This is a genomic window from Pseudolysinimonas sp., from assembly GCF_057350545.1.
This window is the reverse complement of sequence record NZ_JBMRCP010000080.1, coordinates 1-14,616: the sequence shown is the minus strand read 5'-3', so window position 1 is coordinate 14,616 and position 14,616 is coordinate 1. Positions and strand designations below refer to the sequence as shown.

At 70.2% G+C, this 14,616-nt stretch carries 13 protein-coding genes and 1 pseudogene; 5 read left to right on the top strand and 9 right to left on the bottom strand.

Going from position 1 to position 14,616, the window contains the following annotated elements; translation table 11 throughout:
* The 8 genes and pseudogenes from ACO1X9_RS11610 to ACO1X9_RS11575 form a co-directional block, all read right to left on the bottom strand.
* Positions 1 to 1,046: pseudogene (locus ACO1X9_RS11610) on the bottom strand (hypothetical protein); the annotation flags it as partial.
* Between the two features lie 175 nt (positions 1,047 to 1,221).
* A complete protein-coding gene (locus tag ACO1X9_RS11605; protein ID WP_486350997.1) occupies positions 1,222 to 2,514 on the bottom strand; it encodes a thymidine phosphorylase in 1,293 nt (430 codons plus the stop codon).
* Positions 2,507 to 2,929, bottom strand: coding sequence for a cytidine deaminase (locus tag ACO1X9_RS11600; protein ID WP_486350996.1), 423 nt, complete (start codon positions 2,927 to 2,929; stop codon positions 2,507 to 2,509). Before ACO1X9_RS11600 ends, ACO1X9_RS11605 begins: the two co-directional genes overlap by 8 nt.
* A 5-nt stretch (positions 2,930 to 2,934) precedes the next feature.
* A complete protein-coding gene (locus tag ACO1X9_RS11595) occupies positions 2,935 to 4,227 on the bottom strand; it encodes an ABC transporter permease (RefSeq protein ID WP_486350995.1) in 1,293 nt (430 codons plus the stop codon).
* The gene (locus tag ACO1X9_RS11590; RefSeq protein WP_486350994.1) at positions 4,224 to 5,495 is read right to left on the bottom strand and encodes an ABC transporter permease; all 1,272 of its coding nucleotides are present in this window, start codon (positions 5,493 to 5,495) and stop codon (positions 4,224 to 4,226) included. Before ACO1X9_RS11590 ends, ACO1X9_RS11595 begins: the two co-directional genes overlap by 4 nt.
* On the bottom strand, positions 5,492 to 6,991 hold the full coding sequence (locus ACO1X9_RS11585; protein WP_486350993.1) for an ABC transporter ATP-binding protein: 1,500 nt from the start codon (positions 6,989 to 6,991) through the stop codon (positions 5,492 to 5,494). Before ACO1X9_RS11585 ends, ACO1X9_RS11590 begins: the two co-directional genes overlap by 4 nt.
* Before the next feature lie 97 nt (positions 6,992 to 7,088).
* Complete coding sequence (locus tag ACO1X9_RS11580) at positions 7,089 to 8,174, bottom strand: BMP family lipoprotein (protein WP_486350992.1); 1,086 nt, start codon at positions 8,172 to 8,174, stop codon at positions 7,089 to 7,091.
* A 151-nt stretch (positions 8,175 to 8,325) separates the two neighbouring features.
* Complete coding sequence (locus ACO1X9_RS11575; RefSeq protein WP_486350991.1) at positions 8,326 to 9,294, bottom strand: nucleoside hydrolase; 969 nt, start codon at positions 9,292 to 9,294, stop codon at positions 8,326 to 8,328.
* Positions 9,295 to 9,369: 75 nt separating this feature from the next.
* Between ACO1X9_RS11575 and ACO1X9_RS11570 the strand changes: the two genes are divergently transcribed.
* Positions 9,370 to 10,062, top strand: a complete 693-nt coding sequence (locus ACO1X9_RS11570) for an RraA family protein (RefSeq protein WP_486350990.1) — start codon at positions 9,370 to 9,372, stop codon at positions 10,060 to 10,062.
* Positions 10,063 to 10,158: 96 nt separating this feature from the next.
* On the opposite strand, the gene ACO1X9_RS11565 is transcribed toward ACO1X9_RS11570, so the two are convergent.
* Positions 10,159 to 11,283, bottom strand: a complete 1,125-nt coding sequence (locus tag ACO1X9_RS11565; protein WP_486350989.1) for a mannose-1-phosphate guanylyltransferase — start codon at positions 11,281 to 11,283, stop codon at positions 10,159 to 10,161.
* Positions 11,284 to 11,402: 119 nt separating this feature from the next.
* On the opposite strand from ACO1X9_RS11565, the gene ACO1X9_RS11560 reads away from it, so the two are divergent.
* From ACO1X9_RS11560 to ACO1X9_RS11545, 4 genes are all read left to right on the top strand, one after another.
* On the top strand, positions 11,403 to 12,536 hold the full coding sequence (locus ACO1X9_RS11560) for a glycosyltransferase family 4 protein (protein ID WP_486350988.1): 1,134 nt from the start codon (positions 11,403 to 11,405) through the stop codon (positions 12,534 to 12,536).
* 131 nt (positions 12,537 to 12,667) lie between these two features.
* On the top strand, positions 12,668 to 13,105 hold the full coding sequence (sdhC, locus tag ACO1X9_RS11555) for a succinate dehydrogenase, cytochrome b556 subunit (RefSeq protein ID WP_486350987.1): 438 nt from the start codon (positions 12,668 to 12,670) through the stop codon (positions 13,103 to 13,105).
* A complete protein-coding gene (locus ACO1X9_RS11550) occupies positions 13,105 to 13,554 on the top strand; it encodes a succinate dehydrogenase/fumarate reductase transmembrane subunit (RefSeq protein ID WP_486350986.1) in 450 nt (149 codons plus the stop codon). Before sdhC ends, ACO1X9_RS11550 begins: the two co-directional genes overlap by 1 nt.
* A 14-nt stretch (positions 13,555 to 13,568) precedes the next feature.
* A partial coding sequence (locus ACO1X9_RS11545; RefSeq protein ID WP_486350985.1) for an FAD-binding protein occupies positions 13,569 to 14,616 on the top strand: 1,048 nt, incomplete at its 3' end.

Below are 14,616 nucleotides of genomic sequence, written 5' to 3'. Positions count from 1 at the left end.
GCAGCCTCCGTCCACACCCGCAGCGCACCCGTCTCCAACTCCTGGTGACCCAGCGCACGCGACTGCGACAGATCCAACTGCGCCAGATCCGTCACCACGATCGACGAGAACGCCGTGCACGCCTGATTCGTCGGCGGCGGCGGTGAGGCGAAGAGCCACGTGTCGCAGCCGGCGGTGAGCGACGTCACCACGCCCGTGCCCTGCGAGCCGGAGCCGCCGGAGTAGCCGACCGCGACGACGTCGACGTCCCAGCCGTTGGCGACGAACGCGGTGAGGAATTCGTCGAGCGTGCCGTAGGCGAGCTGGTATCCGGGATTCGGACCCACGGGCATGCCGGTCACGGCCTTGTTGATCCAGAAGTCGGCGAACAGCGGCTCGTACACGAGGTTGCCCCACCAGGCGCCATCCTTGAACAGCGTGAGGTTGAGGCCCGCACTCGCGCCGGTCGACGTCGTGTAGCCCAACGCCGGAGACCCGATCTCCTCGAACGGGATGGTCACGGGGATGTACCCGGCGGACTTCGCGAGGCTGAGGTCACCGCCGACCGCGGCCCAGCTGATCTGCATCCCGGTCGCGGTGAGGGTGTGCGAACCGCCGGCGCGGTCCTCGAAGAACATGCCTGCGGTCGATGTGACGTAGGTCGCCGGGTTCATCACCGCGCACTGCTGCACCGTCGGGGCGGCCGCTGCGGCGGCGAACATCGCCGGCGCGAATCGCGCGGCGAACTCGGGTTCGGCCTCACTGAGATCCTCCTCGAGCTCGCCGTCGGGCTGCTCCACGCGCGGGGACGCATCGCTGGCCGGCGGCGCGGCATCCGGCTCGTCCGACGGCGTCGTGGTCGGGTCCGGCGCGGCCGTCGGGCCCGGCGCGGCCGTCGGGTCCGGCGAGGCGGTCGGGTCCGGTGATGCAGTCGGGTCCGGCGGCGCGGCGCTGACGACGTCGGGGGCGGTGAGGGCGTCGTCGGCGACGGCCGGGCTGACCGCGATGAGCGCCAACCCGGCGCCCATCGCGAGCGCGGCCGAGGCCGCGAGGATCTTTCGGATCACGGGAATGTCTCCTGGGTAGGGGAGACCAGAGCTCAGCGGGGGATGCCAAAAAAGTGCCCTGATCGCATCCGCGGGGGGCTCGACCGTTGTCCCGACGGTCGAAGGATGCTCGCACAAGGTAGCAGTGCGCAGTGGTCCCCCAACAGGGGGACTACCCGGGGAGTCGGCTGTACCCCTACTCGACGCGCCCGGCGATGAGCGGGCCGCCGTCGTCGACGGGCGAGCCGGGGTCACCGATCGCCCAGGCACCGTCGAGGGCTTCGAGCGCGCGGGCGAAGCGGGCGGGCTCGTCAGCGGAGAGGGTGAAGAGCGGCTGCCCCTTCGTGACGGTGTCGCCGGGCTTCGCGTGGAGGTCGATGCCCGCGGCGTGCTGCACGGGGTCTTCCTTGCGTGCCCGGCCCGCGCCGAGCCGCCACGCCGCCATCCCGAACGGCAGCGCCTCCTGCTTCACGAGGATGCCGTCGCGGTCCGCCGTCACCACCTGCGTCTCGCGAGCCGTCGGGAGGGCGGCATCCGGGTCGCCGCCCTGCGCCGGGATCATCGCGCGCCAGGAGTCCATCGCGCGGCCGTCCCGCAGCGCCGCCTCGTCGGCGGCGTCGGGCTGCCCGGCGAGAGCGAGCATCTCCCGCGCCAGGGCGACGGTGAGCTCGACGACATCCGCCGGCCCGCCGCCCGCGAGCACCTCGACCGATTCGCGCACCTCGTTCGCGTTGCCGATCGCGAGCCCGAGCGGCACGTGCATGTTGGTGAGCAGAGCGACGGTCTTCGTGCCGGCGTCGTTGCCGAGGCGCACCATGACCTCCGCGAGTTCGCGGGAGCGCGCCGGGTCCTGCAGGAACGCGCCCGAGCCGTGCTTCACGTCGAGCACGAGCGACGCGGTGCCTTCGGCGATCTTCTTCGACATGATGCTCGACGCGATGAGCGGGATCGCCTCGACCGTGCCGGTGATGTCGCGGAGGGAGTAGAGCTTCCCGTCGGCGGGGGCGAGTCCTGCCCCCGCGGCACAGACCACGGCGCCCACGGACGCGAGTTGCCGCATGAACTCCTCGTTGGAGAGCTTCGCGCGCCAGCCCGGGATCGACTCGAGCTTGTCGAGCGTGCCCCCCGTGTGCCCGAGGCCGCGACCCGAGAGCTGCGGCACGGCGACGCCGAACGAGGCCACGAGCGGCGCGAGCGGAAGGGTGATCTTGTCGCCGACCCCGCCCGTCGAGTGCTTGTCGGTCGTCGGCTTGTCGAGCCCCGAGAAATCGAGGGTCTCGCCCGTCGCGATCATCGCGAGGGTGAGGTCTTTGATCTCGCGCGGCTCCATCCCGTTCAGGAAGATCGCCATCGTCATCGCCGACATCTGCTCGTCGGCGACGTAACCGCGTGTGTAGGCGTCGACGAGCCAGTCGATCTGCGCGGTCGAGAGGATGCCGCCATCCCGTTTGGTCTTGATCAGATCGACGGCGTCGAAGGCCTCAACCATGGTTCTTGAACTCCTCGAGCTGACGGGGGCCGAACGCATCGGGCAGCACCTCGTCGATCGTCTTGATGCCCGAGACGGTCTCGAGCAGCATGCCGGGAGCCGAGAACTCGTAGAGCAGCTGGCGGCAGCGTCCGCACGGCATGAGCACGTTGCCGTGGCCGTCGACGCACGAGAAGGCGACGAGCTTGCCGCCGCCCGAGGCCGCGAGCGCGGAGACGAGGCCGCACTCCGCGCACAGGCCCACCCCGTAGGACGCGTTCTCGACGTTGGTGCCCTGCACGATCCGTCCGTCATCGACGAGGGCGGCCGCGCCGACCGGGAAGTCCGAGTACGGGGAATACGACCACGCCATCGCCTCGGCGGCGGCCGCGCGCAGTGCGGCCCAGTCGATGCTGCGCTCCTCGAAAGAGCCCATGGTGTCTACTCCTTGATGTACGGCTTGCCCGCGGCGCGCGGCGCGATCACGCGACCGGCGACGAGCGCGACGGCGAGGATCGTGACGACGTAGGGCGTCATCGCGATGAGGTCGGCCGGAATCGCCGCGCCGGCCTGCCCCGCCCAGATGCGGAAGCTGCTCGCGAACCCGAAGAGGAGTGCCGCGAGCGCCGCGTACCAGGGGTTCCACCGCCCCAGGATGACCGCCGCGAGGGCGATGAAGCCCTGCCCGGCGCTCATCTCGCGCACGAAGGCGCCGACACCGCCGATGGTGAGGGACGCGCCGCCGAGCCCGGCGATGAGACCGGCGATCGTGACGGTCCAGAACCGCATGCGGTTGACCTTGATGCCGACCGTGTCGGCCGCGAGAGGGTGCTCTCCGAGCGCGCGCACCCGCAGACCCCAGCGTGTCTTGAAGAGCATGAACCACACGAACGGTACGAGCACGAACATCAGGTACGTCGTCGGACGCTGGTCGAAGAGCACCGGGCCGAGCACCGGGATGTCCGACAGCAGCGGGATCGCCACGCGCGGCATCGTGCCGGGATTGTTGAACGCCCCCGACTGGGGCCCGAGCACGGCCGAGTAGAAGAAGTTCGTGATCGCCGTCACGAGCGCGATGAGCACGACGCCGACGACGACCTGGTCGACGAGGTAGGTGATCGAGAACGCCGCGAGCACCATCGAGATGAGGCCGCCGACCACCATCGCCGCGACGATCGCGAGCACGTAGTTGCCGGTGGTCGAGGCGACCACCGCCGCCGCGAAGGCGCCGCCGAGCAGCTGACCCTCGATGGCGATGTTGACGATGCCCACCCGCTCACCGATGACCCCCGCGAGGGCGCCGAAGACGATCGCGGTCGAGAGTCCGATCGCGCCGGTGAGGAGGAAGACCACCGGAACGCTGCCGCCGGCTCCGACCCACGCGACAAGACTCACGAGGAACGCGATCCCGACGATGATCGAAGCCCACACCGGCACCGGCTTGCGGCGCGACGCGAACTGCAGGGCGACGACCGACGCGGCGAGCGCGAGTGCGCCCAGCACCCAGGCGAGCACGCGCGGGGATGCCGGGGTCGGGTCGAGCGGGAGGAGGTCGCCCGACGTGGCCCAGGCGAACCGCACCTCGCGGTCGTCGCCGAAGACACCGAACGCGATGATCGTGAGGATCGAGAGCACGGTCAGCAGCACGGGGATGCGCCACGACCGCGGCGCGAGCGCGTTCGAGTGGTGGGGTGTCGTCTCCGGCGAAGCGGCGGGGGTAGCGACGGTGCTCATCGGCCGACTCCTCGGGGCTCGGGGATGAAGCGGAAGATGGCTCGCACGAGCGGGGGCGCGGCGATGAAGAGCACGATCACGCCCTGCACGACTCCGAGCACCTCGGGCGAGACGTCGGCGACCTGCATGGCCGGGCCTGCGGCCTTCAGCGCGCCGAACAGGAGGCCGGCGAAGAGCACGCCGATCGCCCGGGAGTTGCCGAGCAGGGCGACGGTGATCGCCTCGAACCCGATCCCGGCGTCGACGTTCGGCGCGAAGTTCCCGTCGCGGCCGAGCGACTGGTTGATGCCGGCGAGGCCGATGAAGAGACCCGAGAGCACCATCGCGGTGATCGCCGCGCGGTTGACGTTGACGCCGGCGGTGCGCGCGGCATCCAGGTTCAGGCCGACCATCCGCAGCCGGAAGCCGACCGGCGAGCGTTCCATGAGCCACCAGTACACGGCGACGGCGAGGATGCACAGCACGAACGACCAGCGCAGGTTGTAGCCCTCGCCGAGAAGGAGCGGGAACACCGCCGTCGGCTCCGGCGGGATCGACGTCGGGTTCGAACCCGAGTCCATGTCGTGCAGGACCGGCGTGCGCATGAGGAAGGTGATGAGCGACACGGCGATGTAGTTCATCATGATCGTCACGATCACCTCGTGCGCCCCCGTGCGGGCCTTGAGGAACCCGACGATGCCCGCCCAGATCGCGGCCCCGAGGAAGCCGGCGAGAGCCGCGACGAGGAGGTGCAGCGGGAACGGCAGCTGGAACTGCGACGCCACGAACGACGAGAAGATCGCCGCGAGCAGGATCTGCCCCTGGCCGCCGATGTTGAACAGGCCGGAGCGGAAGGTGAGCGCGATGCCGAGGCCGGCGGCGATGAGCGGACCGGCGAAGCGCAGCGACTCGGTCAGCGGGCGGATCCCCGCCTCGAACGTGTCGGCCCGGGTGTTGTAGATGGCGCCGCGGACGAGCGCGTTGCCCGCCTCGGCGAGCGCACGGCCCGCCGCGCTGAAGAAGTCGCTCGGGCGCGAGAACAGGTAGCCGAGGGTGTCGCCGACGCGCTCGTTCGTGAACACGACGAGCAGCGCACCGACGACGAGGGCGAGCAGGATCGCGAGCAGCGTGCGCACGAGGCCGCCCGACGCGATGTCGCGCATCACCTCGTTCCAGGCGATCTGGCGGCGCGCGCGCGGCGGCGTCGACTCGGGCACCGGATCGAGCTCGGCCGAGGCGCCGCCAGACGTCTGGTCGAGGCCGCCGCCCTGAGGCTCTCGAACGGTCACGCGTGCACTCCCGCCATGAGTTGGCCGAGCTTCTCGCGCGGCGTGTCGGCCGGGACGATGTCGATGATCGTGCCCCGGTACATGACGGCGATGCGGTCGGCGAGGGCGATCACCTCGTCCAGCTCGGTGGAGATGACGAGCACGGGAACCCCCGAATCGCGGACCTCGACGATCCTCTCGTGGATGAACTCGATCGAGCCGACGTCGACGCCGCGCGTCGGCTGCGACGCGACGAGCAGCTTCAGCTCGCGGCCGAGCTCGCGGGCGAGGACGACCTTCTGCTGGTTGCCGCCCGACAGCCGTCCGACGAGCGTCTCGGCATCCGGGGTGCGGATGTCGAAGTCGTGGATGGCCTGCGCGGCGAACTCGTCGCGATGGGCGAAGTCGATGCCGATGCCCTTCACGAACGGGCCCTGGAACGAGCGATCGAGCATGAGGTTCTCGGCGACCGTGAACTCGGCGACGAGGCCGTCGACCTTCCGGTCTTCGGGCACGAACCCGACACCGTCGTCGAGCAGGCGCCGCACGGAGTGCCCGATGACCTCCTGGCCGTCGATCTTGATCGAGCCCTGCAGCTTCGACCGCAGCCCGACGAGCGCCTCGGCGAGCTCGGTCTGGCCGTTGCCCTGCACGCCGGCGATGGCGAGGATCTCGCCGCCTCTGATGCTGAACGTCACGTCGTCGAGCAGGCGCTGACCGGTCGGTGAGAACACGGTGAGGTCTTCGACGACGAGCACCTCTCCCCCGAGCTTCGGCGCAGCCTTGTCGACGGTGAGTTCGACGGCGCGGCCCACCATGAGGGAGGCCAGCTCATCGGTCGAGGCGCTCGGGTCGGCAGAGCCGACGACCTTGCCGAGGCGGATGACCGTGATGGTGTCGGCGACGGCCTTCACCTCGCGGAGCTTGTGGGTGATGAAGACGATCGAGGTGCCGCTGTCGGCGAGCCGGCGCATCGTGAGCATGAGCTCGTCGGTCTCCTGCGGCGTCAGCACCGCGGTGGGCTCGTCGAGCACGAGCACCCTGGCGTCACGGGAGAGCGCCTTGACGATCTCCACCCGCTGCTGCACGCCGACCGGCAGATCCTCGACGAGGGCATCGGGATCGAGCTCGAACCCGAAGCGGGCCGAGATCTCGCGCACCAGGTCACGTGCGGCCGCGAGGTCGAGCACCTGGCCGAACCTCGTGGGTTCGTGCCCGAGCATGACGTTCTCGGCGACCGTGAACACCGGGATGAGCATGAAGTGCTGGTGCACCATGCCGACGCCGGCGGCCATCGCGTCACCCGGCCCGGTGAAGTGCCGCGGCTCGTCGTCGAGCAGGATCTCGCCTTCGTCGGGCTGGTAGAGCCCGAAGAGCACATTCATGAGGGTGGACTTGCCAGCCCCGTTCTCTCCGAGAAGGGCGTGGATCTGACCGGGCTCGACGACGAGATCGATGCCGTCGTTGGCAACGAGTCGTCCGAACCGCTTCGTGATGCCGCGGAGCTCGAGTTTCATCGTGGTCCATCCTGCCCGAAGACGGGCGCGCCGGATACGGCGGGCGCCGGGGCGATGATCCGCCCCGGCGTCCGTACTACCGATTGCGAGGAATCGACTACATTCCCGGCGTCTCGAGCGGGTCGATCGACCCGTCGATGATGCCGGCCTTGATCTCCTCGAGCGCCGCCTTGATCTCGTCCGAGACCTCGCCGTCGAAGTCGTAGAAGTCCGACAGCGCGGTGCCGTCGTTCTCGAGCGTTCCGACGTAGGCGTCGACGTTGAACTCGCCGCCGCCCGACAGGTCCTCGATGACGTCGAACACGGCCTGCGTCATGCGCTTCTCGACCGAAGTCAGCGTGATGTCGGCAAGCTCCGGCTGCGTGAGCGCGATGTCCTTGTCGACACCGAGCAGCACGGCGTTGCCGCCGGCGTCACGGATCGCCGTGGCCGACGCGGTGAACAGGCCACCGGCGACAGGGAACAGCACGTCGGCGCCCGCGGCGAGCTGGCCCTCGGAGATCGTCTGCGCGACACCCGTGTTGGCGAAGTCGCCGACGAAGTCACCCTGGTCCGGCGTGGCCGGGTCCCAGCCGAGGACGGTCACCGCGGTGCCGGTCTCGGCCTCGTAGTACTTCGCGCCGTTGTAGTAGCCGGTCATGAAGTCGGTGACGGCGGGGATGTTGAGTCCGCCGTAGGTGCCGATGACCTTCGAGGTCGAGTACGCGGCGGCGAGGTAGCCGGCGAGGAAGCTCGACTGGTTCATCGAGTAGGCGATGGGCTTGAGGTTGGCCTGGCCCTGGTTCCAGCCGTCGATCCAGACGAACTGCGCCTCGGGGTTCGCGTCGGCGAAGTCGAAGATCAGGTTGTCGATCGAGAAGTTGAAGCCGACCGCGAAGATGACGTCGCAGCCCTCGTTGACCATGGCCGTGAGGTTGGTCTCGAAGTCCTCGGGGCTGGCCGACTCGGCGTCGGCGATCTGCACGCCGAGCTCGTCCTTGGCCATGGTGAGGCCGCCGTAGGCCGCCTCGTTGAAGCTCTTGTCGTTCCAGCTGCCCTCGTCGGAGACGGCGCAGGCGAGGTAGTCGACGGTGTCGTCGCCGCCGTCGTCGGTGGGCGCGGCGCCACAGCCGGCGAGCACGAGAGCGCTCGCACCGGCGAGCGCGACGCTGAGCAGCGCGCGCTTACGGGTGATCAGGTTCACTTGGGATCCTCCATGTGCAAAAGCCCCGACAGCGCGCCGGGGGTTGGTGGGTGCCAGCGTAACGTGACGCAACATCCCCGACCACACTCACGGGGGTCGCGCGCGACGCCGTTACCAAACCGCGACCCTCGCGTAATGCATCGGAAATGATCTAGAGCGTGGGGCTGAACGCGCGCGGGGGCCGCGTCTCACGGGCCAGGAGCCCGGTGAGGTAGTCGTAGAAGGCGCGGTGGTCGATCGCCTCGATCACGGTCGCGTTGTCCGACAGCCCGTGGACGCCCCACGACATCGCCGAGTAGCCGCGCGTGAGCTCCGAGTCGGCTTCGACGTCCACGGCGTAACGCGCGCTCGCCGACACCAGGTCGGGGTGCAGCAGCACGGCGGCGGTGAGCGAGTCGGGATGCGTCGATCCCGGGATGCCCACCGACTCGTCGAACGCGAGCGTCGCCTCGCACACCCGCACGACGAAGCGGGCGAGCGGCGTGCCGACGTCCGCCAGCCGGGCGATCTCGTCTCGGCTGAAGATCGCGTCGTTGAGCGTGAGCGGGGCCCACGGCACAACGACGAGGTCGGAGAAGCCCGCCGCGAAGACCGCTTTGGCGGCGTCCGGGTCGACATAGAAGTTGAACTCGCCCGCCGCGGTGATGTTGCCGCGGGCGTTGTTCGAACCGCCCATGACGTAGAGCGACTTGACGTTGCCGACGAACTCCGGGTCTTTGATGATCGCCATCGCGATGTTGGTGAGCGGCCCGATGCACACGATCGAGAGCTCGCCCGGGCTCTCGGCGGCGAGCCGGATGAGCGCATCGACGCCGTGCTCGTCCTGCGGTGCGAGTCCGGAGTCGTCGATCGCGAGCCCGCCGCCGCCGTCGCCGTGCACGTTCTCCGCGGACACCCACTCGCGCACGAGCGGGCGACGGCACCCGAGGTACACCGGCACGTCGAGCCGATCGGCGACGTTGAGCGTCATCCAGGCGTTCCTCACCTGCGCGTCGAAGCCGACGTTGCCGGCCACCATCGTGATCGCTCGGAGGTCGGCCTCCGGGTCGAGGAGTCCGACGAGGATCGCGACGCAGTCGTCCTGGGCGGTGTCGGTGTCGATGACGACGGGGATGCTCACGACCCCACGGTATCCGTGGCCAGCGGAGCCCAGGTGGACGTGGAGCGGACGACGGGGTGGGGCTAGCGTCCCGCCATGCTCGTCCGCTTCGCCGACCTCTCCACCCCGCTCGTCGCCGACGCCTGCCTGCGCCTCGGCCTCCCGGTGCGATGCGCCCCGTCCGCGGTGCGCGCGCTCGTGCCCGGGATGCGCGTCGCCGGGCGCGTCCTCCCCGTGCGCCACGCCGGAAGCGTCGACGTGTACCTCGAGGCCGTGCTCGCGGCGCGGCCGGGCGACGTGCTCGTCGTCGACAACGAGGCTCGGCTCGACGAGGCGTGCCTCGGCGACCTCGCGCTGCTCGACGCGCTCGCCGCCGGCGTCGCTGGCGTCGTCATGTGGGGCCTCCACCGCGACACGCGCGACCTCCTCGAGATCGGGGCGCCCGTGTTCAGTCTCGGCGCGCTCCCGACGGGTCCGCAGCGACTCGACCCGCGGCATCCGGAGGCCCTCGCGAGCGCGGTCATCGGTGACCACACCGTGACGCCCCGGGATGCCGTGTTCGGCGACGAGGACGGCGTGCTGTTCGTGCCGCTCGAGCGCGTCGACGAGGTGCTCGAGACGGCGGGCGGCATCGCGGCGACCGAGCGTCGGCAGGCGGAGCTCATCCGGTCGGGCACGACGCTGCGCGACCAGGTGCGCTTCGCCGACTACCTCGCGGCGCGCGACACCGACCCGGGGCTCACCTTCCGCGACCACCTCCGTCGCGTCGGCGGCGAGATCGAGGTCTAGCGGACTCGGTGGTCGAGTGGCGCCGCAGGCGCGTGTCGAGACCCTCGCGCCTGGTCTCGACACGCCGCTTGCGCGGCTACTCGACCACCGAGTTCGTCAGAGCACTTCGTTGCGCCCGCTGAGCTTGAGGGCATCCACGACGCTCTTCACGCGTTGAGCGTTCGCCGTCGTCGTGACGAGGAGGGCGTCGTCGGTGTCGACGACGATGATGTCGCGCACACCGATGAGCGAGATGATGCGGTTGCTCTGACTCACGACGATGCCGCTCGACGAGTCGGCCAGCACGCGCGCGTTCTCACCGAGGATCGCGAGGTCGTTCTTGCGTCCACCCGCGTGGAGCTTCGCGATCGACGCGAAGTCGCCGACGTCGTCCCAATCGAAGGTGCCCGGGATGACGGCGAGGCGGCCGGCGGCGGCCGCCGGCTCGGCGACCGAATAGTCGATCGCGATCTTGGTCAACCCCGGCCAGAGCCGGTCGACGGCCGGACCGCGCGTCGTCGGGTCGTCCCACGCGGCGGCGAGCTCCTCGAGCGCCGCCACGAGCGCGGGCTGCGACTGCCGCATCTGATCGAGCAGCACGTCGGCCCGCGCCACGAACATGCCGCCGTTCCAGAGGTGCTCTCCGCCCTCGAGATACTGTTCCGCGGTCGCCAGGTCGGGCTTCTCGACGAAGCTCTCCACGCGCAGCGCCTTGGGCGCGTCCGGGATGTCGAGCGACGGGCCGCAGTGGATGTAGCCGAAGCCGACCGCAGCCTCGGTGGGCGTGATCCCGACCGTGGCGATGTAGCCCGCCTCGGCGACCACGGCGGCCTGCTCGATCGCACGTCGGAACGAGCGCGCGTCGGAGATGACGTGGTCGGCCGCGAACGAGCCGACGATCACGTCCGGCTCACGACGCACGAGGATGGCGGCGGCGAGTCCGATGGCGGCGGACGAGTCCTTGGGCTCGCTCTCGAGCACGATGTTCGCGTCGGCGAGCTCCGGCAGCTGCCCCTCGACGGCGGCGCGGTGCGCGCGGCCGGTGACGACCATGATGCGCTGGTCGCCCGCCAGCGGGGCGAGTCGTTCCCACGTGCCGCGCAGGAGCGTCGTACCGCTCCCGGTGAGGTCGTGCAAGAACTTCGGCGCGTCCGCGCGGGAGAGCGGCCAGAGTCGAGATCCGATCCCCCCGGCCGGGATGATGCTGTAGAGGCGGGCGAGTGCCGCCGGGCGTTCGGCCATGCGCTCAGGCTACCGTCGGCCACCCGGAGCGCGACCGGATGCTGGACTTCAACCGACGTACACCGACGCGTCACACGGAGGTCGCCTCGGAGCCGCCACCCGGCTCGTACCGTCGCCGCATGAGGGTCGCAGTCGTGAGCGAGAGCTTCCTGCCGACGGTGAACGGGGTGACGACCTCCGTGCTCCGGGTGCTCGAGCATCTCGCCGCCGGCGGGCACGAGGCGATGGTCGTCGTTCCCGCTGCCGGGTCGCCTCGGGAGTACGCCGGATACCCGGTGCACGAGGTGCCGGCCCTCGCCTACCGGCAGTTCCCGGTCGGCCTCCCGAACTCGCAGGTGAGCAGCCTGCTCGCGCGGTTCCGCCCCGACGTGCTGCACGTCGCGTCGCCGTTCCTGCTCGGCGCCCAGGCGATCGCCGCCGCCAACCGGCTCGGCGTGCCGAGCGTCGCGATCTACCAGACCGACGTCTCCGGCTACGCGAAGCGTAACCGGCTCGCGGCGGCGAGCGCGTTCGCGATGCGACTCACGCGGTGGATCCACGAGGGCGCCGACCTCACCCTCGCGCCCTCCACCTCGGCGCTCGCCGCTCTGCGCGCCGCCGGAGTTCCAAGGCTCGACAGGTGGGGGCGCGGCGTGGACCTCGAGCGGTACCATCCGCGCCGACGCCCGACCGCCCGCGTCGCGGCCCTCCGCGGACGGCTCGCCGGGCGGGAGGAGGCCATCGTCGGCTACGTCGGCCGGTTGGCTCCGGAGAAGAGCCTCGAGCGGCTCGCCGAGTTGCGCGGCATCCCGGGGATGCGGATCGCCCTCGTCGGCGACGGACCCGCCGAGCCCGGCCTGCGCCGCGCGCTCGAAGGGATGCCGGTGACCTACCTCGGCGCGCTGCACGGCGACGACCTCGCCGACGCGTACGCCGCCTTCGACGTGTTCGTGCACACCGGCACCGAGGAGACCTTCGGCCAGACGCTCCAGGAGGCTCACGCGAGCGGGCTCCCGGTCGTCGCGCCGCGGGTGGGCGGTCCGATCGACCTCGTCGCCACGGGCGTCGACGGCGTGCTCTACGACCCTGCCGCCGACGGAGAGCTCCGGGTCGCCGTCGCGGGTCTCGTCGCCTCCCCCGACCTCCGCGCCCGGATGGGCGAGGCCGGGCGCCGCCGGGTGCTCGGCCGATCCTGGTCGGCGATCTGCGACGAGCTCCTCGGGCACTACGGTCGCGTGGTCACGGCACGTGCCCTCGTCGACACCGGTGTCTGACCCCGCGCCCCGGTAAGGCCCGCCTTCCCTGCGGGGCCCCGAGGACGGGCCTAGACTGGCCCCAGTTGAAGCACCCTGCGGCGCGCCACCCCGCTTGGAGACAATCCGTTCTGGAGCACGAGGAGGAATCCGTGTCCACCGAGGCCGCGGCGAACATCCGGGCTCCCAAGATCACGAAGCTCAGGCGACCGGTCGGCACTCTGTACCGCGGCCGCGAGGGCATGTGGTCGTGGGTCCTGCACCGCATCACAGGTGTCGCCATCTTCTTCTTCCTGCTCGTGCACATCCTCGACACATCGCTCATCCGGGTGAGCCCCGAGGCGTACGACGCGGTGATCGGCGCGTACAAGACGCCCATCATGGGCATCGGCGAGATCGGGCTCGTCGCCGCGATCGGCCTGCACGCGCTCAACGGACTGCGCATCATCGCCATCGATTTCCTCGCGATCGGCCCGCGCATCCAGCGCCTCATGTTCTGGATCGCGATCGCGATCTGGCTCGTGCTGCTCGCGGGCTTCATCCCGCGGCAGATCGGCCACATCCTGGCCGGCATGGCGGGGGTGCACTGATGACCACCACGAACGCGACCGCCGTTCCGCTGCCGAACGCCCCCCGACCCCGTCGCCGCGGCGTCAACTGGGAGAAGTGGGGCTGGCTCTACATGCGCTTCTCGGGCGTGCTGCTCGTCGTGCTGATCTTCGGCCACCTGCTCGTGAATCTGTTCCTCGGCGAGGGAGTGCAGGCGATCGACTTCGCCTTCGTCGCCGGCAAGCTCGCCGATCCGTTCTGGATCGTCTACGACCTCCTGCTGCTCTGGCTCGCGCTCATCCACGGCGCCAACGGCATGCGCACGATCATCAACGACTACGCGCGCGGCCGCATGCGCGTCGTGTTCCTCGTCGCCCTCGCCGGCGCGACGATCGTGCTCCTCCTGCTCGGCACCCTCGTCCTCACGACGTTCGACCCGTGCATCGGGACGCCGTCCGAAACCCTCGCTCCGCTCTGCGCGGCGCAGTGATCCCGGAGCACCCCATGGAATTCGAAGACGGGACTGTCGTCGACGGCGTCCACTACCACCAGTTCGACGTCGTCATCGTGGGTGCCGGCGGCGCAGGCATGCGCGCCGCGATCGAGGCCGGGCCTCGCGCGAAGACGGCGGTGATCACGAAGCTCTATCCGACGCGCTCGCACACCGGCGCGGCGCAGGGCGGCATGGCGGCGGCGCTCGCCAACGTCGAAGAGGACTCGTGGGAGTGGCACACCTTCGACACCGTCAAGGGCGGCGACTACCTCGTCGACCAGGATGCGGCCGAGATCCTCGCGAAGGAGGCGATCGACGCCGTCCTCGACCTCGAGAACATGGGCCTGCCGTTCAACCGCACGCCCGACGGCAAGATCGATCAGCGCCGCTTCGGCGGCCACACCCGCGACCACGGCAAGGCGCCCGTACGTCGCGCGTGCTACGCGGCCGACCGCACGGGTCACATGATCCTGCAGACGCTTTTTCAGAACTGCGTGAAGCTCGGCGTCAACTTCTTCAACGAGTACTACGCCCTCGACATCGCGATGACGACGGTCAAGGGCAAGCAGCGGCCGTCGGCCGTCATCGCCTACGAGCTGTCGACCGGCGAGGTGCACGTCTTCCAGGCGAAGTCGATCGTCTTCGCCACGGGCGGTTTCGGCAAGATCTACAAGACGACGTCGAACGCCCACACGCTCACGGGCGACGGCGTCGGCATCATCTGGCGCAAGGGCCTCCCGCTCGAGGACATGGAGTTCTTCCAGTTCCACCCGACCGGACTGGCCGGCCTCGGCATCCTGCTCACCGAGGGTGCCCGCGGCGAGGGCGCCATCCTGCGCAACGCCTCGGGCGAGCGGTTCATGGAGCGCTACGCCCCGACCATCAAAGACCTCGCGCCTCGCGACATCGTGTCGCGGTGCATGGTGCAGGAGGTCGCCGAAGGCCGCGGCGCCGGCCCGCACAAGGACTACGTGCTGCTCGACTGCACCCACCTCGGCGCCGAGGTGCTCGAGACGAAGCTCCCCGACATCACCGAGTTCGCCCGCACCTACCTCGGCG

Coding starts and splice junctions, on each gene's coding strand:
- ACO1X9_RS11595 (WP_486350995.1), bottom strand. CDS start 4,227: ATGAGCACCGTCGCTACCCCCGCCGCTTCGCCGGAGACGACACCCCAC.
- ACO1X9_RS11565 (WP_486350989.1), bottom strand. CDS start 11,283: ATGGCCGAACGCCCGGCGGCACTCGCCCGCCTCTACAGCATCATCCCG.
- ACO1X9_RS11560 (WP_486350988.1), top strand. CDS start 11,403: ATGAGGGTCGCAGTCGTGAGCGAGAGCTTCCTGCCGACGGTGAACGGG.
- ACO1X9_RS11600 (WP_486350996.1), bottom strand. CDS start 2,929: ATGGGCTCTTTCGAGGAGCGCAGCATCGACTGGGCCGCACTGCGCGCG.
- ACO1X9_RS11605 (WP_486350997.1), bottom strand. CDS start 2,514: ATGGTTGAGGCCTTCGACGCCGTCGATCTGATCAAGACCAAACGGGAT.
- ACO1X9_RS11570 (WP_486350990.1), top strand. CDS start 9,370: ATGCTCGTCCGCTTCGCCGACCTCTCCACCCCGCTCGTCGCCGACGCC.
- ACO1X9_RS11550 (WP_486350986.1), top strand. CDS start 13,105: ATGACCACCACGAACGCGACCGCCGTTCCGCTGCCGAACGCCCCCCGA.
- ACO1X9_RS11585 (WP_486350993.1), bottom strand. CDS start 6,991: ATGAAACTCGAGCTCCGCGGCATCACGAAGCGGTTCGGACGACTCGTT.